19 protein-coding genes are annotated in these 20,996 nt (G+C 48.3%); 15 read left to right on the top strand and 4 right to left on the bottom strand.

The window, feature by feature from the left end; genetic code table 11:
• The first annotated feature begins 92 nt into the window (after window positions 1–92).
• From prdA to proS, 8 genes are all read left to right on the top strand, one after another.
• On the top strand, window positions 93–1,871 hold the full coding sequence (gene prdA / locus M3P05_RS04750; protein ID WP_249698218.1) for a D-proline reductase (dithiol) proprotein PrdA: 1,779 nt from the start codon (window positions 93–95) through the stop codon (window positions 1,869–1,871).
• A gap of 104 nt (window positions 1,872–1,975) precedes the next feature.
• The gene (locus tag M3P05_RS04745; RefSeq protein WP_249698217.1) at window positions 1,976–2,251 is read left to right on the top strand and encodes a CBO2463/CBO2479 domain-containing protein; all 276 of its coding nucleotides are present in this window, start codon (window positions 1,976–1,978) and stop codon (window positions 2,249–2,251) included.
• Window positions 2,252–2,325: 74 nt separating this feature from the next.
• On the top strand, window positions 2,326–3,027 hold the full coding sequence (gene prdB, locus M3P05_RS04740) for a D-proline reductase (dithiol) protein PrdB (protein WP_249698256.1): 702 nt from the start codon (window positions 2,326–2,328) through the stop codon (window positions 3,025–3,027).
• Between the two features lie 12 nt (window positions 3,028–3,039).
• Window positions 3,040–3,822 (top strand): proline reductase cluster protein PrdD, encoded by a 783-nt coding sequence (prdD, locus tag M3P05_RS04735; protein ID WP_249698216.1) that lies wholly within the window; start codon window positions 3,040–3,042, stop codon window positions 3,820–3,822.
• Between the two features lie 81 nt (window positions 3,823–3,903).
• Window positions 3,904–4,389, top strand: coding sequence for a glycine/sarcosine/betaine reductase component B subunit (locus M3P05_RS04730; protein ID WP_249698215.1), 486 nt, complete (start codon window positions 3,904–3,906; stop codon window positions 4,387–4,389).
• On the top strand, window positions 4,386–5,396 hold the full coding sequence (locus tag M3P05_RS04725; protein ID WP_249698214.1) for a proline racemase family protein: 1,011 nt from the start codon (window positions 4,386–4,388) through the stop codon (window positions 5,394–5,396). The genes M3P05_RS04730 and M3P05_RS04725 overlap by 4 nt, the downstream gene beginning before the upstream one ends.
• A 144-nt stretch (window positions 5,397–5,540) precedes the next feature.
• Complete coding sequence (locus M3P05_RS04720) at window positions 5,541–6,437, top strand: TSUP family transporter (protein WP_249698213.1); 897 nt, start codon at window positions 5,541–5,543, stop codon at window positions 6,435–6,437.
• 197 nt (window positions 6,438–6,634) lie between these two features.
• A complete protein-coding gene (gene proS / locus M3P05_RS04715; RefSeq protein WP_249698212.1) occupies window positions 6,635–8,137 on the top strand; it encodes a proline--tRNA ligase in 1,503 nt (500 codons plus the stop codon).
• A 1,147-nt stretch (window positions 8,138–9,284) separates the two neighbouring features.
• On the opposite strand, the gene M3P05_RS21205 is transcribed toward proS, so the two are convergent.
• Window positions 9,285–9,452: a transposase gene (locus M3P05_RS21205; protein WP_408635863.1), complete on the bottom strand. Its 168-nt coding sequence runs from the start codon at window positions 9,450–9,452 to the stop codon at window positions 9,285–9,287.
• Between the two features lie 142 nt (window positions 9,453–9,594).
• A complete protein-coding gene (locus tag M3P05_RS04710; RefSeq protein WP_249698210.1) occupies window positions 9,595–9,738 on the bottom strand; it encodes a type I restriction-modification system subunit M N-terminal domain-containing protein in 144 nt (47 codons plus the stop codon).
• A gap of 530 nt (window positions 9,739–10,268) precedes the next feature.
• Between M3P05_RS04710 and M3P05_RS04705 the strand changes: the two genes are divergently transcribed.
• Entirely contained in the window at window positions 10,269–10,880 is a 612-nt protein-coding gene (locus M3P05_RS04705; protein ID WP_249698207.1) for a 5-formyltetrahydrofolate cyclo-ligase, read from the top strand.
• A 558-nt stretch (window positions 10,881–11,438) separates the two neighbouring features.
• Here M3P05_RS04705 and ilvA read toward each other — a convergent pair.
• The gene (gene ilvA, locus M3P05_RS04700; RefSeq protein WP_249698205.1) at window positions 11,439–12,953 is read right to left on the bottom strand and encodes a threonine ammonia-lyase, biosynthetic; all 1,515 of its coding nucleotides are present in this window, start codon (window positions 12,951–12,953) and stop codon (window positions 11,439–11,441) included.
• 186 nt (window positions 12,954–13,139) lie between these two features.
• On the opposite strand from ilvA, the gene rpiA reads away from it, so the two are divergent.
• Window positions 13,140–13,811 carry a ribose-5-phosphate isomerase RpiA gene (gene rpiA / locus M3P05_RS04695; protein WP_249698203.1) on the top strand — a complete coding sequence of 224 codons (672 nt, stop codon included), beginning with the start codon at window positions 13,140–13,142 and terminating at the stop codon, window positions 13,809–13,811.
• An 87-nt stretch (window positions 13,812–13,898) separates the two neighbouring features.
• Here the strand turns inward: rpiA and M3P05_RS04690 are convergent, their stop codons facing one another.
• Window positions 13,899–15,281 (bottom strand): DEAD/DEAH box helicase, encoded by a 1,383-nt coding sequence (locus M3P05_RS04690; protein WP_249698201.1) that lies wholly within the window; start codon window positions 15,279–15,281, stop codon window positions 13,899–13,901.
• A 394-nt stretch (window positions 15,282–15,675) separates the two neighbouring features.
• Between M3P05_RS04690 and M3P05_RS04685 the strand changes: the two genes are divergently transcribed.
• The 5 genes from M3P05_RS04685 (at window position 15,676) to M3P05_RS04665 (ending at window position 20,644) form a co-directional block, all read left to right on the top strand.
• On the top strand, window positions 15,676–16,806 hold the full coding sequence (locus tag M3P05_RS04685) for a branched-chain amino acid ABC transporter substrate-binding protein (RefSeq protein WP_249698199.1): 1,131 nt from the start codon (window positions 15,676–15,678) through the stop codon (window positions 16,804–16,806).
• An 87-nt stretch (window positions 16,807–16,893) separates the two neighbouring features.
• Window positions 16,894–17,820 carry a high-affinity branched-chain amino acid ABC transporter permease LivH gene (gene livH, locus M3P05_RS04680; RefSeq protein ID WP_249698198.1) on the top strand — a complete coding sequence of 309 codons (927 nt, stop codon included), beginning with the start codon at window positions 16,894–16,896 and terminating at the stop codon, window positions 17,818–17,820.
• Window positions 17,817–19,145, top strand: coding sequence for a high-affinity branched-chain amino acid ABC transporter permease LivM (gene livM, locus M3P05_RS04675; RefSeq protein WP_249698197.1), 1,329 nt, complete (start codon window positions 17,817–17,819; stop codon window positions 19,143–19,145). Before livH ends, livM begins: the two co-directional genes overlap by 4 nt.
• 9 nt (window positions 19,146–19,154) lie before the next feature.
• A complete protein-coding gene (gene livG / locus M3P05_RS04670) occupies window positions 19,155–19,943 on the top strand; it encodes a high-affinity branched-chain amino acid ABC transporter ATP-binding protein LivG (protein WP_249698196.1) in 789 nt (262 codons plus the stop codon).
• Complete coding sequence (locus tag M3P05_RS04665) at window positions 19,943–20,644, top strand: ABC transporter ATP-binding protein (protein WP_249698195.1); 702 nt, start codon at window positions 19,943–19,945, stop codon at window positions 20,642–20,644. Before livG ends, M3P05_RS04665 begins: the two co-directional genes overlap by 1 nt.
• The last annotated feature ends 352 nt before the right edge of the window (window positions 20,645–20,996 follow it).

The following is a 20,996-nucleotide window of genomic DNA, read 5'->3' as shown; positions in this document are numbered from 1 at the left end:
CAGTCGTTTCCGTTTTTCATAAAGAGCATCGAAACGGCTGAATCAAAAAGACAGAGAAACCATCCCCGTTAATTAACGGAAAGGAAAAAAGAATGGCAATTAACTCAGAAACTGCCAAGGCTCATGAAAATGATCCTGCGGTGACCTGTTGCCGGTTTGAAGCCGGTGTGGTTCTGGAACCATCCAATCTCGAAGATCCGGTTCTGTTTCCAGACCTGGAAGAGTCCGGTCTGCTGACCATGCCTGAAGGTTGCCTCACTATCGGTGAAGTGATGGGCGCAACCCTGAAGCAGACGGTTGAAGCACTTACCCCGCTGACTACAGATCTTCTGGAAGGTGTGACTGCCAAGGCTGAGGAAGTTGCTCCTCAAGTTCAGGCTGAAGAGCAGCCTGCACAAGCCGTCAGTATCAGCAACTCTATAAACGGGGGCATGCTGAAGATTCATATCGGTGAAGGCAAAAACATTAATCTGGAAATTCCCATGAATGGCCAGATGGCAGCTGCCACGCCGGAAGCCGCTCTTGGAAACAGTGCTCCTGTTTCTGCCAGCGCACCGGTTGCAATGGAATCTGCCCCTCAGGCAGAGAAAGAACTGCGCCGCCTGACCAAAAAGCACTTCAAGATTGAGAAAGTCGCTTTCGGTAATGAAACCGCGGTCGACGGTACCACCCTGTTCCTGCGTGAAGGCATTGAAGCAGAAGCGGTAGATCAGAGTGATCTGGTTGTTGATATGAAGGTCGAGATTATCACTCCTGACCAGTACAACACCTACAGTGAAACCATTATGGACGTACAGCCTATCGCCACCAAGGAAGAGGGCGACAAGCTGGGCCTGGGCACTACCCGAGTACTGGATGGCGTGATCATGATGGTTACCGGCACCGACGAAAACGGTGTACAGATCGGAGAGTTCGGTTCTTCTGAAGGCATCCTGGAAGAGAATATCCAATGGGGCCGTCCAGGTGCGCCTGACCATGGCGATATCTTTATCAAGACCCAGGTCACCATCAAGGCCGGCACTAACATGGAACGCCCAGGACCTCTGGCCGCTCATAGTGTCAGCGATTACATCACCCAGGAAATTCGCAATGTTGTGAAGAAGCTGGCTGATGATCTGGTGGTTGAAACAGAAGAACTGGTTCAGTACCGCCGTCCTGGCAAGCGCAAGGTTGTTGTGGTGAAGGAAGTGATGGGTCAGGGCGCCATGCACGACAACATCTTCCTGCCTTCTGAGCCTGTCGGAATTATGGGCGGCAAGCCCAATGTCGATCTTGGCAACCTGCCAGTTGTTATGTCTCCTCTGGAAGTTCTGGACGGTGGCATCCACGCACTGACCTGCATTGGCCCGGCCAGTAAAGAGTGTTCCCGTCACTACTGGCGCGAGCCTCTGGTCATCGAAGCCATGAATGATCCAGAAATCGATCTGTGCGGCATCGTGATGATCGGCAGCCCCCAGGTAAACGCTGAGAAATTCTACACCTCCGAACGTCTGGGCATGCTGGTTGAAGCCCTGGATGTTGATGGTGCCATCGTCACCACTGAAGGTTTCGGCAATAACCATATCGACTTTGCCAGCCATATCGAACAGATCGGTATGCGTGAGATTGACGTGGTTGGTATGTCCTTCTGTGCCGTACAGGGCGCGCTGGTTGTTGGCAACAAGTACATGAAACACATGGTTGACAACAACAAGTCTGAAGAGGGTATCGAAAACGAAATCCTGTCCTGCAACACCCTGTGTAAGGAAGACGCTGTTCGCGCACTGACCATGCTGAAGTCCGCCATGGCCGGTGAGGAGATCAAGGCTCCTGAGCGTAAGTGGAACCCCAATGTGAAAGAGAACAACCTGGAACTTTGCGAACAGCCCTGAGTGAAATGCCTGAAAGGCATTTAATAAAGAGCAAATTCCAGAGCATCAGCTTGTGGGCCGGTGAGCCGGCCCTGTTTGAAGACCCGGCTAAGGAGAAACAAAGGATGAATTACGGTGACCGGATTATCACCATGCAGGGAGTGATTGTGGGTCTGTCTGACGGGGCGGTTGAGATGGATCTGAAGGGACGGCTGGGAAGCCTGAAGGTTCCCATGCGTATGTTGATCACCGATTACGAGCTGAAAGTCGGCCAGGAAGTCGAATTCCGTATGAGCTTCCCCGAGGTTGTCTCCGGGGAAGTGAATAAAAAATACGTCAGCAATTTAGCGAGAGCTGCAGCTGCACATAAGTATGAGCAAACTGCAGCGATTTCAGAATAACAGCCATAAGCGGGAAATTTGATTTCCCTGAAAAAATCCAGAGAGGAAAGACTACCGTGAAAAGTGTTCAGGGTATGCAGTCTGAGATCTTTGTGCCAATTACACCGCCGCCGGTGTGGGCACCAGTCAAGAAACCATTAAGTGAAATGAAAATCGCGCTGGCAACAGCGGCCGGTGTTCACCTGAAGAGTGATGAGCGTTTTAACTTTGCCGGTGATTTCTCTTTCCGTGAAATTCCAGGTGCCGTTGATTCCGATGAACTGATGGTTTCCCACGGTGGATATGACAACGGTGATGTCAATAAAGACATCAACTGCATGTTCCCCATCGATCGTCTGAAAGAGCTTCAGGAAGAAGGTTTTATTAAAGATATCGCACCTATCCATGTTGGATTCATGGGTGGTGGTGGCAACCAGGAGAAGTTCAAGAACGAAACTGGTCCTGCTATTGCCGAGATCTTTAAGCGTGAGGAGGTCGACGCAGCCATCCTCACAGCTGGCTGAGGCACTTGTCATCGCTCTGCCGTACTGGTTCAAAGAGCGATCGAGGAATCGGGTATTCCTACAATTGTTATCGCAGCACTTCCTCCTGTTGTTCGTCAGACCGGAACTCCACGTGCCGTAGCACCAAACGTTCCTATGGGCGCAAACGCGGGTGAACCCCATAACATCAAGATGCAGAAAGATCTTCTTCGGGACACCATGCTGAAACTGGTGGAAATTGAAACCCCAGGAAAGATCGTCCCACTGCCTTACGAATATATCGCCAAGGTGTAACGGGATAGAAATATGGAAAGCTTTAAAAAACGAAGATTAGTTATTAAAGGCTTTCTGATTAATGAGGTGGCTTTTTCCGAAGCCACCCTCATTACAAGAAATAGCCTGACACTGGATAAGAAATATCAAACTGGTTCTTTAGACAGCAGCCATGAGCTAATGAAAAGTTATGAAGACCATGTTCACTCGTATGAAACCCGGGCAATTTATCCAGATGAAAGAGATATTCAGGTTAATTCGATAATGGATTTTGTTCCCGTTTCCACCAAGGTGCTGGGAAAAATGGGAGAAGGTATCAGTCATACCTTAATGGGCGTGACAGTGATGCTGACCGGAATTGATAGTGAAGGCGTGCAGGCTGCTGAATTTGGTTCTTCAGAAGGCATTCTTCAGGAGCAGGTCAGCTGGGGTAAACCGGGAACCCCAAATCATAATGACATCATTATTCATGTTGATGTCACTTTAAAAGAAGGTAGCACCAAGATTCGGGATGGAATTAATCGTTGTCATGAACTGTGTGACGAGATTGTTGGTTCCATTCGCAGAGCATTAAAGAAACTTGATGGCCGAAGCTGTGATGAACGCCATGAGTTTTATGACGAAATCAAACCGGGAGGAAAAAAGGTTGTCATCCTGAAGCAGGTAGCAGGACAGGGGGCAATGTCTGATACCCGGCTACTTTCAAAAGAACCTGCCGGGTATGAATCAGGTCGGTCAATTATTGATCTGGGAAATCTACCGGTTTTATTAACACCAAATGAATACCGTGATGGTGCTCTTCGCGCCATGCACTGATGAATTAACTCATCCAACAACCTTGAGCTGTAAGTGTCCACTACGTGGACACTTACATAAAAAAGAGGAGAGGGCGATCCAATGGGAATTGGGCCTTCAACCAAGGAAACAACACTGCATCACTTCCGTGATCCGATTTTGGATGTTGTTTCCAGGGATGCAGATATTGATTTGCTTGGAGTCGTAGTAGTCGGCACTCCGCAGGTTAATGAAGAGAAATATTTTGTTGGAAAACGTACAGCCACATGGATTGAAGCCATGCGAGCTGATGGCGTGATTTTCTCTGTTGATGGCTGGGGTAACAGCCATGTTGATTATGAAAACACTTTCCGGGAAATCGGACAGCGCGGTATTCCAGCAGTCGGCTTAAGTTTTATCGGCACCCAGGCCCGTTTCGTTGTGGAAAACGAATATATGGACACGGTTGTTGATATCAACAAAAACCAGGAAGGAATTGAAACAGAAGTGGTAGGGGAAAACAGTCTGGTCAATCTGGACGCGCGTAAAGCCCTCGCCCTTTTGAAATTAAAGATGAAATTAAAAATGAGAAAGGGAAATACCAAATGAATATCAACAAACAGATCGTTGCTATTGATTCCCATACCATGGGTGAACCGACCCGCATAATCACCAGTGGTGTGCCCAAGATTCCCGGCGACACCATGGCCGAGAAAAAGTCCTATCTGGAAGAGAACATGGACCATGTCCGCACCATGGCCATGCATGAACCTCGCGGCCATGCCGATATGTTCGGTTCCATTATCACCACACCTGTTTCCAAAGAAGCTGACCTTGGCATTATCTTTATGGATGGCGGCGGCTATCTGAATATGTGTGGTCACGGCACCATCGGCGCCATGACTGCTGCTGTTGAGATGGGCATGCTGGAAGAGATCAGCGAGCCATACACCAGCGTGACGCTGGAAGCACCAGCTGGTCTGGTACGTGGTAACGTGAAAGTGACCAACGGCAAGGCTGAAGAGGTTTCTTTCCTGAATGTTCCTGCTTTCCTCTACAAGCAGGATGTCACCATCAATGTTCCTGACATCGGCAAGATCACTGCGGATATCTCTTTCGGTGGCAGCTTCTTTGCCATTGTTGATGGTTCCCAACTTGATATTGATATCTGCCCGAAGAATGCCAATCGCCTGTGCGAAATCGGCATGAAAATTAAAGACGCAGCCAATCACCAGCTCAGTGTTGTTCATCCAGAGCTGCCTCACATTAATTCTATTGATTTAGTTGAGATTTATGGTCCTGCCAAATCAGAAGGCGCCACTCTGCAGAATATTGTGGTATTCGGCGATGGTCAGGTAGACCGCTCTCCTTGCGGTACCGGTACTTCCGCCAAGATGGCCACTCTGTACACCAAGGGCAAGCTGGCTCTGAACGAAGAGTTTATTTACGAAAGTGTTATCGGCACCACATTCAAAGGTCGCGTGGTTGAGGCCTATGAAAAAGATGGTCAGACCTACGTGATTCCTGAAATCACTGCCAGTGCCTATATCACAGGAATTAACCACTTGATGGCGGACCCTGCTGATTCTCTCCGGCATGGATTCACTTTCAATTAATTAAGCGTTTTAAGATTTAAACAGCCTTGAGCGGTAAATGCCGCTCACCGAACGATGAAGAATGTCACAAAGCATGAAAGCGGCATTTTCATATTAAGAGTCACACACAACAAACGTCACACGACCTAAAAAAGGTGAAACACCATGGTACAAATACTCCTGGGTATTCTGGCCGTTATGGCGCTCTGGTTTGTTTTTACATTTGCAATGGATTTGAAAAAACAACCAAAGGGTGAAGTTCTTGAGGAGGGCAGTGTTCCGGCACACTCTTTAATTGGCTTCTTTATTAACTTCTTCGACACACTGGGTATTGGTGGTTTTGCACCTATGACTGCACTGTTTAAACAGTTTGGTCTGGTGAAAGACCGCATTATGCCCGGTACCCTGAATACCGCCATGTGTATTCCGGTTATTATGGAAGCCTTTATCTTTATCTCTGAAGTGAAGGTTGAAACCGTAACACTGGTTTCCATGCTGGTGGCTGCAACTGCCGGTGCCATTATAGGTGCAGGTTTTGTTGCCAAGCTGAATGAGCGCAAGGTTCAGCTGTACATGGGTTCTGCCCTGCTGTGCGTGGTACTGATCATGGTTTCCGGCAAGCTGGGCCTGATGCCTGTTGGCGGTGAGGCTGTTGGTCTGACTGGCGCGAAACTTGTCATTGCAGTTGTTGCAAACTTTATCCTCGGTGCTCTTATGACTCTGGGTATTGGTCTGTATGCTCCCTGTATGGCACTTGTTTATGCGCTCGGAATGAGCCCGCTGGTCGCTTTCCCGATCATGATGGGTTCCTGTGCATACCTGATGCCAGCAGCGAGTGTGAAGTTTATTAAGGAAGGCGCTTACAACCGCAAGGCTACTTTCTTTAACATCATCTTCGGTAGTATTGGTGTATTCGTTGCGGCTTACCTTGTTAAGTCCCTGCCACTGAATATCCTGACCTGGCTGGTTATCTGCGTTATCACTTATACCGCCTATACCCTGATCCGTGACTCCAGGAAAGGAGCCGATAAGGAAGCTGCTGCCGAACTGCAGCAAGCCTGATCTTATGATCATAGGGATGTGACTTGATATGAAAAGAGAGCAAGCCGTTAGCCGCAAGCCTACCAATAGGCCACAGGGCGGGACGGTTTGCTCTTTTTAGACATCAGGCATACCGACTTTTCCTCGCACCTGCTGTGAATAAATGGCTGAACAGTCTGCTCACAGCAAAGCTATAGATTGAAAAAGCAGGAAGAATTATGAAGAAGAAAATGAATGGCATGCCTGTTACCAGGGAAGAAAACTTTCCGGAGTGGTATCAGCAGGTCGTCAAGAGTGCTGATCTGGCAGAAAATTCATGTACCCGTGGCTGCATGGTTATCAAACCGTGGGGTTATGGAATCTGGGAAAATATCCAGAAGAACCTTGATGAAATGTTCAAGGATACCGGACACGTCAACGCTTACTTCCCCCTGCTGATGCCGATGAGCTTCCTGGAGAAGGAAGCTGAATTCGTTGATGGCTTTGCCAAAGAGTGTGCTGTTGTTACGCATCACCGCCTGGAAGGTGATGGTGAAGGTGGCCTGAAGCCAGCAGGCAAGCTGGAAGAGCCTTATATTATCCGTCCAACATCTGAAGCCATTATCGGCGACAGCTATTCCCGCTGGGTGCAGTCCTATCGTGATCTGCCTATTCTGATTAACCAGTGGGCTAACGTTATGCGCTGGGAGATGCGTACCCGTCTGTTCCTGCGTACTTCAGAATTCCTGTGGCAGGAAGGCCATACTGCCCACGCTTATAAAGAAGAAGCCCAGGAAGAAACCATGAAGATGCTCGATGTGTACGAGACCTTCGTGAAAGAGTACCTGGCGATTCCTGTGATTCCCGGACAGAAAACTCCGGATGAGAAATTCCCCGGTGCTGTAGATACCTTCACTATTGAAGCAATGATGCAGGACTGCAAGGCCGTACAGGCTGGCACCAGCCATTTCCTCGGTCAGAACTTTGCCAAGGCATACGATATCAGCTTCCAGGACCATAAAGGTCAGGAACAGCATGCCTGGACCACCTCCTGGGGCGTATCTACTCGTCTGGTCGGTGCTCTGATCATGACTCATAGTGACGACGATGGTCTGCTACTGCCGCCGAAGATTGCGCCTCAGCATATTGTGATTCAGCCTATCATTCAGAAAGAAGAGCAGCGCTGGGATGTGCTCAGCTACTGTGAAAACCTGAAGAGCATGCTCAAGGGCCTGCGTCTGGGTGACGTGAAAGTTCGCACCTACATAGATGATCGTGATATCCAGACCGGTCACAAGTCATGGGATAACATCAAGAAAGGTGTGCCTATCCGTCTGGAAGTAGGTATGAAGGAAGTCCAGCAGGACACTGTTTGCGTCAAGCGCCGTGACCAGGGCCCGAAAGAGAAAATGCTGGTGGATAAGGAAGAGTTTGCCGGTATGGCAGAGGGCATCCTGAAAGAGATGCAGGAAAACCTCTACCAGCGGGCACTGGAATTCCGTGAAGCCAATACCCATGAGATTGATGATCTGGACATGTTCGTTGAGCTTTATTCAGAAGGCCATCATGGTGGTTTCGCTGTTGTGCCATGGTGTGAAGAGGCTATTGATCACCAGGTTCTGTCTGATCTGAAAGTAACCCCACGCTGCATTCCATTTAACCAGGAAGGGGTAGAAGGCAAGAAGTGTATCTTTACCGGTAAAGATGCCACCCATAAAGTGATTTTTGCCAAGGCGTATTAAGTACATAATCTTTCGCAGGTAGCGAAGATGACAAAAACAGGTGTTGTTATTTTGTATTTGCTGCCTGCGGTACGGTTATGAATTGCCTCGAGTCCATGCCATGAATTTCTCCCTCTTTTCTATGACCTGTTGCTGTTTTTCAGGATCGAGTTCGCTCCAGGGGATGATTTTCAGTGGGGTTCGATCGCTGCTTCCATACGAGGTCTTTGTGCCGGTGATTTGATGACTTCTCAAAACATCAGCGAGAGATATCAGGTCATCTCTTTCATAGACATACACGGGATATTGCGAGGTATATACTCCCGTCACACTTCTGACTTCCAACGGGGTGTTATCACCGACTTTCTGACTTTCATCAAACGCATCAAGGCAGGCCGTGTGTTGACATAAGGGGGCGGGGGGCTGATAAGAGGCAGACGGAGGGAGAGAAGGCGCAGGGCCATAATATTTTGCCCCATTATAGTATGACCAAGTTCCACATGCGCTGAGCAGCGGAGCGAAAGAACAGAAAGATAACTTGGATCCCAAGGGATAGCACGAAGAAAATGAAGACGGTAACAGGCAAGACAAAGATTCAAGGCCTACCCCTGCCACACATGGGATTACTCCTGCCACAAACAGAAGTGCCGTACATCCACAACAAATTGCCCTGGTTGTTTGTGAGCACAGACATGTTCTTGTTTGATAAAGGCAGGTTTTAGCTGCTCTTGCGACACGCAGCCCTATCTGACACTGCTGGTGGACAAGATCATTTACCCATGGATAGTCCTGCCCCTGGTTCATGCGGGGCTGCGCGACGATTGCTGGGGGTCCATCTGAAGGCACTTCTAGTAGCGGCTCAGACTCTATAACATTCTCTTCTCCTGTAGACAGGCCCACTGGAAGCAAAGGAATTCCAACGCCAGAGCCAGAAGAGCCACCAGCTATTTTGCTCGGCCCACCTCCCGCCATGGCAGGGCAACTAAAAACCAATAACAGAATGGTGTAAAAGATGCTGCCAGGTGAGGCGTGACTGAATGAATTCATATCCTGCAATCCTTCAACGCTAAGTATTCAGACAAATGAAATCATATATTCCTGACCAAACTGATCGAATACCCCTTTAGTTTTTTTTCGAATTCACCAAAGTTCATCACCTTCATGATGTTCAGCCACTCGTACTTGACCTTTTATTCCACAGAATATCAATCAGATTCAGTTCTGGTGAATAGGTCGGCAAGTAGCAGACGATCAACTTCTTTTCGAGCGTCCAATCGTCCCGCTTTGCCCGGAACTTTTTGCACGTATGAATGCTGGCATTGTCAACGAAAACCAGTGTAGCTGGATTAATAGAATAAGTGCAATCCCTCTCTTCCAGCTCTGCTGCCAGCTCCTCTGGCAGGGCATCGGGGAAATAGTATTCATCGTCAGCGTTGCTGAAACGCTGCTTCAGCTCTTCACGAAACTGGTCGAAGCTGTCACTTCAGAAAGATCAGGTCCAGCACAACATGCTTGTACTCGGCAGCATCCATATTGGCGCGGAGTTTGTCGGCAGCCTTCCAGAGTGTCTGTTCAATTTTTTCGAGGGTTTGGGCAGCCTGTTTCTTCGGCTTAACGGCCATGGGGAATCCGGTTATCAGAATAAGATAAAAAATATGGCGTGTGTTTTATCATATTTGGAAGCAGCAGGCTGAAAACAATTTGATATTGGGTGGCGAGTTCGCTCCTGAAAGGCTCCAATAGCCCTATTGTAGCTCACGATTTTTATTGCAGTTCACCTAAGCCTACAGAGGCACATCCTGCTCCGTGAAAATGACAAAGTTGGGGGAGGTGAAAACAGGGAACATTGAGGGGTAGGGTAAAAATCGCACACCTGTTTTGGTAGGATTTATGGACGGCTATGGACGGCTATGGACGGATTCTATATTCTTACGCTGCACTCACGGGTTGAGAAATTGTTGACACAGAGTTGACAGATTTCACAAGGATGTGAGAAAAGTCTATTTGTTTCAATGTGTTATAAACAGCCCCATTGAGACAACGTCTCAAGCGCCAATGAGAGATAACGGCAGGGTGGGGAGTCTTGTTTTTACCCTTATCCAGTTTCCTCCGCTCGCCATAAATCCAGAACAACTGGAGCACTCCTGTCGATATGACATCAGAATCCCAGAATGATGAACTGCAGCAGCAGAAAAAGCAGCTCCGTCAGCAGCTTCGTGATAACCGCAGAAGTCTCAATAAAGATCAACAGAAGGCGGCCAGCCAAAAGCTGCTTGAAACAATTACCTCTCACGATTTCTATATAGACAGCCAGCACATTGCTGTTTACCTGGCCAGAGATGGAGAAATTGATCCTCAGCTCATCGTTGAAGATGCCTGGGCCAAAGGCAAACAGGTTTATCTGCCGGTTATCGACAAATCAGACTGGTCCATGCTCTTTATGCCCTGGTCAGAAGACAGTGTGATGGTTGATAACTACTACGGTATTCCTGAACCCGATCCGAAGCTGTATCAGCCTGTGGCAGCCAAAGAGCTTGATCTGGTGCTGCTGCCCCTGACTGGTTTTGACGAACAGGGCAACAGAATGGGGATGGGGGGCGGTTACTATGACCGTGCTTTTGAGTTTGTTGGTGAACAGACCCAGCCAACCAAACCTGTGCTTATCGGCCTTGCCCATGAATGCCAGAAGGTGGAACAAATACCAACCGGACACTGGGATATTCCGCTCACCGGAATCGCGACTAATTCTGCTCTCTACAAATAAGATCGAGTTGGTACTGCCAACTCAACTGATTTTTCTTCTTTCAGTTGAAATTATCACTGCAGGCATACAACGCCGAAGCAGTAATTTGGAAAAATAAGGAAGAAGATGATGATGACGCCTAACGGCTGGCACCATTGAGCATCAGGAGAGTGAACTTTGGAGCAACCCCAGTATCTCAGCTACTCTACAACAGACAATCGGAAGAATGGAAAGCTAGACAAACATCTGTGCAGTTGCAGTTCCAACTACACCGATAGCAACAAGAGTGACTAGTACTGCAACAGGATCAAATCGCTTAAAACTGAACATCTTATCCCCAATAGTTACTCTGCTAACCATGCACACCCACTCTCTCATTCACTGGATGATCAAACTACTGTGGTCATGGTTATTTTTTTACGCAACTACCCTTAGCCTCCAACGCATGAAAGCAACCGACAGGGTTAGCAATATCCGAGAAATGATAGCGGTCAGGGAATAAAAAAACATGATCTGGTACAAGTTTTACACATTATGCGCAAAACACTTACACATAATGTGTCGCCCAAAATACCTGAATCAGCTTAAAAACATCTTGTAGACGCTGTTATCACTCTCCTCCCAGTAGTGATAGCCCACTTCATCAAGGAATATCGGTATCTGGCCACGTTCCTCTTCAGGAACCTGCATTCCTACAACAACCCGGCCATAAGCGGCACCGTGATTCCGATAGTGGAACATAGAGATATTCCAATGATTGCCTACCCTTTGCAGGAACCTCAGCAAGGCTCCTGGGCGTTCCGGAAACTCAAAACGGTAAACCACCTCATCAACGACACCCGGCGCATGCCCACCAACCATATGGCGAACATGCAGCTTGGCCATTTCATTGTCAGTCAGATCCTGAACAGGATAGCCCGCTTCCGTCAGTTCACCGATCAGTTTTTCACGGGTTTCTGTGTCCGGATGCATCTGAACGCCAACGAATATTTTGGCATCCCGATTATCAAAATAGCGGTAGTTAAATTCGGTAATATTGCGTCGACCGATAGCTTCACAGAAACGCTTAAAACTGCCAGGATTTTCCGGAATCGTAACACCAAGAATGGCTTCCTTTCCTTCACCCAGATCAGCGCGTTCAGCCACATAGCGCAAACGGTCAAAGTTGATATTGGCACCGCTGGCAATCGAAACCAGCGTCTGTCCCTGAATATTTTCCCTCTCAACATATTTCTTCAAACCAGCCGTAGCGACAGCGCCAGCTGTCTCTGTTAAGGAACGGGTATCTTCAAACAGATCCTTGATTCCGGCACAGACTTCATCCGCATTGACCGTGATAACTTCATCTACACACTGCTGACAGACACGGAATGTCTCTTTACCGATCTGTGCCACAGCTACACCATCAGCAAACAGTCCGACCTGAGACAAAACCACACGTTCTCCAGCCTCCATGGCTGCTTTCAGGCAGGCAGACTCTTCATATTCCACACCAATAACCTTGGTTTCAGGACGAAGATATTTGATATAAGCAGAGATACCGGCAATCAGTCCACCGCCACCAACGGGAATAAAGATCACATCCAACGGCCCGGTATGCTGGCGCAGGATTTCCATCCCAATGGTGCCCTGACCAGCAATGGTATCCGGGTCGTCATAGGGGTGAATAAAACTCAGCCCTTCTTTTACTTCCAGCTCAAGCGCATAGGCCAGGGATTGATCAAAGGCATCGCCATGCAGCACCACCTCTCCTCCTCGGGCGCGCACAGCTTTTACCTTGATATCCGGAGTGGTTGTTGGCATCACAATCACGGAACGAATTCCGAGTTTATTAGCCGCCAGGGCAACACCCTGGGCATGGTTGCCTGCAGAGGCACACACTACGCCTTTCTTACGATCTTCTTCTGAGAGCTGCACAATCTTGTTATATGCGCCACGAATCTTGAAAGAAAATACCGGCTGCAGATCCTCACGCTTAATCAAAATATTATTAATCAGGCGTTCGCTCAGGAACGGAGCAGGATCAAGTGGTGTTTCAACGGCTACATCGTAGACGGGAGCCTCAAGGATTTTCCTGATGTACTGGTTCGGCATATAACTAACAGCGTTCTTCTAATGTCATTTATGATTATTCAAACAGCCATGAGCAGGCGATGAGCTCTATGGAAAAAATATTGTACGTAAGAGTGGCCATGTTTTTCCAATAATAAAAGTCAAAACAGAGGAAAGATTCCGTATAATTACCGACTACTCCACCCTTCATACTCAGGAAACCGCTCCATGACTCAGGATGAACTGAAACAGGCCGTTGCCAAAGCAGCCCTGGACTACATTCTGCCTCATCTCGAAAGTGATATGATTCTTGGCATTGGCACTGGTTCCACTGCCAACTTCTTTATTGATGCCCTCGCCGAAGTGAAAACCCGTTTTGACGGAGCTGTTGCCAGCTCCGAAGCCAGCGCAGAGCGTCTGAAAAAACACGGTATTCCTGTTTACGATCTGAACAGCGTCTCTGAACTGCGCTTTTATATTGATGGTGCCGATGAAAGCGATGCTCGCCTGAACCTGATTAAAGGCGGCGGCGCAGCCCTGACTCGGGAAAAGATCGTTGCGGCTGTTTCCAGAGAGTTTGTCTGTATTGCCGATGAATCCAAACTGGTTGACGTTTTAGGCAACTTCCCTCTGCCGGTTGAAGTGATTCCCATGGCCCGCAGCCATGTTGCCCGTGAACTGGTCAAGCTGGGCGGAGACCCTGCTTACCGTGAAGATGTGGTGACTGATAATGGCAATGTAATTCTGGATGTATGGAATATGTCCATCACCAACCCGGTAGAAATGGAAACCAAGATCAATCAGATTACCGGTGTTGTGACCAATGGTCTGTTTGCATCCCGTCCTGCGGATGTTCTGCTGCTGGGTACTGCTGAAGGTGTAAAAACCTTAAAGGCTTAATCAAATAGAGGGATTAAACATTTGCATGTATTTAATCCCTCACAGTTAACTGACCTCCGGTATAGCCGGGGGTTTATCAATTGTTAATTATGCTGTGGTCTTACTGCGATTTGCTGTAGGGCGACGTCTGCGATTTCCCTCGCATGGCTTTAACCCTGGCTGCTTACTTCCCCCGGAACGAACACCAGTATGCTTTCTATTTTTATCTGCTGGCTTGTGACCTCTGGCATTATCACCGGAACGCTGGCCGTCATTATGCTCTGCTTTTGGCTTTTTTGGCTTTTTTGGTTTCTTCGGTTTGATCGGTCGAAGATTCAACCGAGATTCCGGCAAGCCATGAACAGGCTCAAAACCCTCAATTTCTCTGCGCTCCAAAAGTTTTTTGGTCAAGCGCTCAATATCAGAAAGCAGTTTGAACTCATCAGCACAAACCAGAGAAATTGCTGTGCCTGATGCCCCGGCACGACCGGTACGACCAATTCTGTGCACATAGTCTTCTGCCACCTGTGGCAGGTCAAAGTTCACAACCTGAGGAAGCTGGTCTATATCCAACCCTCGGGCAGCAATATCTGTTGCTACCAGTACCTGGATTTCACCACTTTTGAAGTCAGCCAGTGCTTTTGTTCGCGCCCCCTGGCTCTTGTTTCCATGAATCGCTGCAGCATTCAAACCATAACCATCTAAATATTTTACGAGCTTATTGGCACCATGCTTGGTTTTACTGAATACCAGCACTTGCTCCCAACGGTTGCTGGTGATCAGTTTTAACAGCAGTGCTGGCTTCTTCTTTTTATCCACAGGGCAAATCCACTGTTTTACAGTTTTTGCTGTGGCATTGCGGGGTGTAACAGAGATTTCCACAGGATCACGGACAATGGTTTTTGCCAGGCTGCGAATATCATCGGAGAAGGTGGCTGAGAACATCAGGTTCTGACGCTGCTTTGGCAAAAGTGCCATAATCTTCCGGATATCATGAATAAAGCCCATATCGAGCATGCGATCGGCTTCATCCAGAATCAGCACTTCCAACTGCTTAAAATTAACAGCTCGCTGGTTATATAAGTCCAAGAGACGACCAGGGGTCGCGACCAGAACATCAGCACCACGACGCAAACGCATCATTTGTGGATTGATCTTCACACCACCATAAACAACAGTGGATGTCAGAGGTAGATGTTCGCTGTATGCCTTAACACTGTCACCCACCTGAGCCGCCAGTTCACGGGTTGGCGTCAGCACCAGTGCCCGGGCCTGATTGCCTTTTACCTTTGGCCCTTTAGATAATAGTTGCAGCAGTGGCAGGGTAAACCCGGCGGTTTTACCGGTACCCGTCTGTGCCGCAGCCATCACATCTTTACCCTGCAACACAGCAGGAATCGCCTGGGCCTGGATGGGTGAAGGGGTTTTATAACCCTTATCTTCAACCGCTTTGAGAATAGAAAGTGATAAGCCCAGGGAAGCAAAGCTCATAAAGTCGCCTGTATCAGTTAAAGAAAAACCAAAAAACCGCCATTTGGCGGCGGTGCAGCTTACAGGAGCCTCAAGATCTATACCATTGTGGCATTAGCATGATAAATAGCCATTTCAGCCGGAGGCATTTTCAGTTAAACACCTGTCCAATAAGCCCCTTGATACGGAGTTAGAACCGTGAGATCAGTAAAAAACCGAATTAATAGTTAAATAAAGGTGGTAATTCCACCAAGACTACTTATTACACCCCTGTTACATCAAGATACTTTCCTGTATAACGACACCTTGTCAGGAATATTTTTTGATTTCCTACAGACAGGCATGAGCGAAAAATACTGCTAACCGCAGTATTTTCCAGATAAAGAATAACAAAAAGACCAAGAGAGCAGATTATATGAATAACAAACTGCGCGCCGCCTTGGCAGGGACCGCCGTAGCGTTAGCACTTCTTACCGGATGTTCTCCACAGGAAGAAGCATCCACCTCCACTTTAAAAATCGGCCTGGCTGGCCCTGTGACAGGCCCAGTAGCCCAGTATGGCGACATGCAGTTTACCGGTGCCAAAGCAGCCATTGAGCAGATCAACAAGGCCGGTGGTATTGACGGCAAAAAGCTGGAAGCTGTTGTTTATGATGATGCCTGTGATCCGAAACAGGCTGTGTCTGTTGCCAACAAAATCGTAAATGATGGTGTGAAGTATGTTGTTGGGCATCTTTGCTCTTCCAGCACCCAGCCTGCGTCTGATATCTACGAAGATGAAGGGGTACTGATGATTACGGCTGCATCCACCAGCCCTGAAATCACCACCCGAGGCCACAAGCTGATCTTCCGTACCATCGGTCTGGACAGTATGCAGGGGCCAACTGCTGCCAAATATATTCTGGATGTCATCAAGCCTAAGCGTGTTGCAGTCATTCATGACAAACAGCAATACGGTGAAGGTCTGGCTACATCGGTTCGTGATGAACTGACCAAAGGCGGTGTAAGCGTTGCCCTGTTTGAAGGTGTCACAGCTGGCGATAAAGACTTCTCTGCCCTGATTGCCAAACTGCAGAAAGAAAGTGTCGACTTTGTTTACTACGGTGGCTACCACCCAGAGCTTGGCCTGATTCTGCGCCAAAGTGCAGAGAAAGGTTTGACAGCTCAGTTTATGGGACCAGAAGGTGTAGGTAACAAGGATATTTCTGCAATTGCCGGAGCAGCCTCTGAAGGCTTGCTGGTCACTCTGCCCAAGAGCTTTGATCAGGACCCCGCCAACAAAGCTCTTGTTGAGTACATCTCCGGCAAGGGTGAAGATGCTACAGGTCCTTTCGTCTTCCCGGCCTACTCTGCAGTTAAGGTCATGACGGATGCCATCAAGATGGCCGGTACTGATGACACAGCTGAAGTGGCGAAAACCATGCGCAGTGTCGACTTCAAGACCCCAACCGGAACGCTGGCCTTTGATGAAAAGGGTGACCTGAAAGACTTCAACTTTGTCGTCTATCAATGGCACCAGGACGGCACCAAGTCTCTGGCTAAATAACTGTTCTTCGCTGGTGTATGTGAAAGCATGCACCAGCTTACTGATTGCTCCGAATAACTCGAAAAACAAGCGCAGAAGCAGTTCACTATGTCAGATGCAGTCTATTACCTGATCCAGCAGCTGCTGAATGGCCTTACTCTGGGCAGTGCCTACGCCCTGATCGCCATTGGTTATACCATGGTGTATGGCATTATCGGCATGATCAACTTCGCCCATGGCGAGGTTTACATGATCGGCAGCTATGTCTCCTTTATTGTTCTGGCCGGTCTGGCCATGCTCGGTATCGACAGCGTAACTCTTATGCTGGTCGCTGCCTTTATTATCAGCATTGTTATTACCAGTACTTACGGGTTCAGTATTGAACGTGTCGCCTATCGCCCACTTCGAGGTGGGAATCGCCTGATTCCACTAATCTCGGCCATCGGCATGTCCATTTTCCTGCAAAACTATGTGCGCCTGGCCCAGGGCAGCCGCGATATTGCCATGCCTACTTTAATTTCCGGCGGTGTTTCATTTGGCCCTGATTCCGGCTTCCAGGCCAGTCTGTCCTGGATGCAGATGGTGATCTTTGCGGTCACATTTATCAGTATGGCGGGGCTGACCCTGTTTATTTCCAAATCCAGAATGGGCAGGGCCTGTAGAGCCTGTGCGGAAGATATGGGCATGACCCAGCTTCTTGGAATCAACACCAACAATGTCATTGCCCTGACCTTTGTTATTGGCGCAGCCTTAGCTGCTGTAGCCGGTGTCCTACTCAGCCTTTATTACGGTGTTATTAATCCATATCTTGGTTTTATTGCCGGATTAAAAGCGTTCACTGCCGCAGTTCTAGGCGGAATCGGCAGTATTCCCGGAGCAATGCTTGGTGGTCTTCTGCTTGGTATTGCCGAGTCATTTACTTCTGGATATCTCAGCTCGGAATATAAAGATGTTGTCGCTTTTGGCCTGCTGATATTGATTCTTCTTTTCCGCCCCTCGGGCATTCTTGGCAAGCCGGAGGTTGAAAAAGTATGACGCAATCAAAAGCTTTCAATGCCTTGATCCCTGCCGTTCTTTTCCTGCTGCTGTCCATTCCTCTTATGGGGTTGCAGCTGAACCAGGGGCAGATAATTCCCACAGTGACCTTGCAGGATAACTCAACACTTGTCGGTATCGCTTTTTCCACGGGTTTTATCTTTTTGTTCCAGCTGGTGCGTGAGAAAATTCCTTTCAACGGCTCAAGTATATCGAACCTGATAAGCTCCCCGGCCCAAAGGGTACCATCACTGCACAAGCATGATTCGTTCAAGAAAATCCTTACCGTTCTCTTAATTGCTTCCCTGTTTATCTGGCCTCTATTCTCATCGCGGGGAGCTGTTGATCTTGGTATTCATATTCTGATCTATGTCCTGCTTGGTCTGGGACTGAATGTGGTTGTTGGTCTGGCGGGCTTGCTGGATCTTGGCTTTGTCGGCTTTTATGCCGTAGGAGCTTATGGCTACGCATTATTGAACCAGTATTTTGGCCTGGATTTCTGGACCTGCCTGCTGTTCTCCGGTGCACTTGCTGCCCTGTTCGGTTTTATCCTGGGTTTCCCAGTGCTCAGGTTACGGGGGGATTATCTGGCCATTGTCACTCTGGGTTTTGGCGAGATTATTCGCATCCTGCTGAATAACTGGTCTGGGCTGACCGGTGGCCCCAATGGTATTGGCCAGATTCCACCAGCGACATTGTTTGGGATTGAGTTTTCACGTAATGCCTCAGAAGGAGGAACCACTTTCCATGAACTTCTCGGCATTTCCTATAGCGGCAGTCATAAGGTTATTTTCCTCTACCTTATCGCCCTGGTTATTACCCTTCTAACGGTCTGGGTAATTAACCGCCTGCGTAATATGCCCATCGGCCGCGCCTGGGAAGCTCTGCGGGAAGATGATATTGCCTGTCAGTCCCTGGGAATGAATAAAACCACCATTAAACTTTCTGCTTTCACTATCGGTGCCATGTTCGCAGGCCTTGCCGGAACACTGTTTGCGGCACGGATGAGCCATATCAGCCCGGAGTCTTTTACCTTTATTGAATCAGCTATGATTCTTGCCATCGTGGTTTTGGGAGGAATGGGCTCGCAATTTGGGGTGATTCTGGCAGCAATTATTATTGCCAGTCTGCCGGAGCTGGTTAGAGACTTTGAGCAGTATCGTATGCTGATGTTTGGCGTGATGATGGTGGTGATGATGGCATGGCGTCCGCAGGGTCTGATGCCAATGAAACGGCCACATATTGAAATGCGCAAAAAAGAGCTGGAAGAAAGAGCTCACGAAGCTCCGGAAGCTACTAATACCAGAAAAGCGCAAGCTGCCTAGGAAAAGATTATGAGCAGTCAGAACAATAATCAAAATGCGTCGCTGCTGGAAGTTGAAGAACTCACCATGCGTTTCGGCGGCCTGCTGGCGGTGGACAGCGTCGCTTTGAGTATTCAGGAAGGTCAGATCACATCTATTATTGGCCCGAACGGTGCCGGAAAAACGACAGTATTCAACTGCCTGACCGGTTTCTATAAACCCACCGCTGGAAGTATTCGTTTTAAAGGCGAGGATATAGCAGGCAATAAAAATCACGAAATTTCCCGCAAAGGCATAGTCAGAACTTTTCAGCATGTGCGCCTTTTTAAGAATATGACGGTTCTGGAAAATCTGTTGGTTGCCCAGCACCGGCATATCAATACCAACCTGTTATCGGGTTTATTGAAAACATCGTCCTACCGTCGAACTGAACAGGAAGCGCTTGATCATGCTGCCTACTGGCTGGAACGGGTTGACCTGGCAGATATGGCCAACCGGGATGCCTGCAATCTGGCTTATGGCCAACAGCGCAGGCTGGAAATCGCCCGCTGTATGGTTACCCGTCCCACTCTGCTGATGCTGGACGAACCTGCAGCTGGTTTGAACCCAAAAGAAACAGCAGAGCTTGATGAACTGATTTCAGACCTGCGCAGCAATCACAATGTTTCAGTACTGCTGATTGAGCATGATATGAAACTGGTGATGGGTATTTCTGACTACATCTATGTGATCAACCAGGGAACGCCACTGGCGGAAGGAAAGCCGGAAGACGTCAGTGCCAATGATGATGTGATCAAAGCCTATCTGGGAGAAGCGTAATGTTGTTAATTGAAAACGTTTCTGCTCACTACGGAAAAATTCAGGCGCTGGAAAATATTAACATCGAAGTCAATCAAGGTGAGATTGTGACTTTGATTGGTGCAAACGGTGCGGGTAAAAGTACTCTTCTGATGACTCTCTGTGGTGATCCCCGAGCCAGCAATGGTCGTATCCTTTTCAATGGCGAGGATGTTACCAACAAAGCCACTCCAGATATTATGCGCTCCGGCATTGCCATTGTTCCGGAAGGACGCCGAATTTTTGCCCGACTTACGGTTGAAGAAAATCTCGATATGGGAGGTTTCTTTGAAGATAACGAACAAAAAGATGCCATGCTTGAACACGTTCTTCAGCTATTTCCGAGATTAAAAGAACGATTCCAGCAAAGAGGCGGAACCATGTCTGGTGGTGAACAGCAGATGCTGGCGATTGGCCGGGCGCTGATGAGCCGTCCGCAACTTCTGCTTCTTGATGAACCTTCACTTGGACTGGCTCCTATCATTATCCAGCAGATCTTCGATACAATTGAAAAGCTGCGCGGAGAAGGGATGACTATCTTTCTTGTAGAACAAAATGCCAACCAGGCGCTGAAACTGGCTGACCGCGGCTATGTTCTGGAAAATGGAAGAATTGTTATGGCTGATTCCGGACAGAGCCTTCTGGTTAATGATGATGTTCGCAGGGCTTATTTGGGAGCATGACTTTTGCCATATCCTGTCAGCTCACTCTTAGATGCCGCCATGTGTGGCTAACCCAGGTTCTTATTAGCTCAAGTCAATATGCTGACTGACTGCCTGAAAGTTAATTCAATACCCTGTCAAACTGCCGGATTTATCATGCAAACAGGCTGGAATCCGGCATAATTGCCTCCTTTTTCGAACTTAGAAAGACTGTATCGGCGGCAATTGAACCGAGATACCTGAGAAACCTTCGCTTATAAGGCATCTCCCTATACTTATGGATACGTGGGAAGTTTGTTGTACACGGAGCAGTACTATGAATAACAATGACTATCTGTCATGGCAGGAAATTGCCCTGCTGTTTACCTCTTTA

Origin of the sequence: Parendozoicomonas callyspongiae (assembly GCF_023502345.1) — a bacterium.
GTDB classification, from domain to species: Bacteria; Pseudomonadota; Gammaproteobacteria; order Pseudomonadales; family Endozoicomonadaceae; genus Sansalvadorimonas; species Sansalvadorimonas callyspongiae.
The sequence above is the reverse complement of the archived record's forward strand: the minus strand, read 5'-3'. Positions and strand labels throughout refer to the sequence as shown.

Coding starts and splice junctions, on each gene's coding strand:
- prdA (WP_249698218.1), top strand. CDS start 93: ATGGCAATTAACTCAGAAACTGCCAAGGCTCATGAAAATGATCCTGCG.
- M3P05_RS04745 (WP_249698217.1), top strand. CDS start 1,976: ATGAATTACGGTGACCGGATTATCACCATGCAGGGAGTGATTGTGGGT.
- prdD (WP_249698216.1), top strand. CDS start 3,040: ATGGAAAGCTTTAAAAAACGAAGATTAGTTATTAAAGGCTTTCTGATT.
- M3P05_RS04730 (WP_249698215.1), top strand. CDS start 3,904: ATGGGAATTGGGCCTTCAACCAAGGAAACAACACTGCATCACTTCCGT.
- M3P05_RS04725 (WP_249698214.1), top strand. CDS start 4,386: ATGAATATCAACAAACAGATCGTTGCTATTGATTCCCATACCATGGGT.
- M3P05_RS04720 (WP_249698213.1), top strand. CDS start 5,541: ATGGTACAAATACTCCTGGGTATTCTGGCCGTTATGGCGCTCTGGTTT.
- proS (WP_249698212.1), top strand. CDS start 6,635: ATGAAGAAGAAAATGAATGGCATGCCTGTTACCAGGGAAGAAAACTTT.
- M3P05_RS04710 (WP_249698210.1), bottom strand. CDS start 9,738: ATGGCCGTTAAGCCGAAGAAACAGGCTGCCCAAACCCTCGAAAAAATT.
- M3P05_RS04705 (WP_249698207.1), top strand. CDS start 10,269: ATGACATCAGAATCCCAGAATGATGAACTGCAGCAGCAGAAAAAGCAG.
- ilvA (WP_249698205.1), bottom strand. CDS start 12,953: ATGCCGAACCAGTACATCAGGAAAATCCTTGAGGCTCCCGTCTACGAT.
- rpiA (WP_249698203.1), top strand. CDS start 13,140: ATGACTCAGGATGAACTGAAACAGGCCGTTGCCAAAGCAGCCCTGGAC.
- M3P05_RS04690 (WP_249698201.1), bottom strand. CDS start 15,281: ATGAGCTTTGCTTCCCTGGGCTTATCACTTTCTATTCTCAAAGCGGTT.
- M3P05_RS04685 (WP_249698199.1), top strand. CDS start 15,676: ATGAATAACAAACTGCGCGCCGCCTTGGCAGGGACCGCCGTAGCGTTA.
- livH (WP_249698198.1), top strand. CDS start 16,894: ATGTCAGATGCAGTCTATTACCTGATCCAGCAGCTGCTGAATGGCCTT.
- livM (WP_249698197.1), top strand. CDS start 17,817: ATGACGCAATCAAAAGCTTTCAATGCCTTGATCCCTGCCGTTCTTTTC.
- livG (WP_249698196.1), top strand. CDS start 19,155: ATGAGCAGTCAGAACAATAATCAAAATGCGTCGCTGCTGGAAGTTGAA.
- M3P05_RS04665 (WP_249698195.1), top strand. CDS start 19,943: ATGTTGTTAATTGAAAACGTTTCTGCTCACTACGGAAAAATTCAGGCG.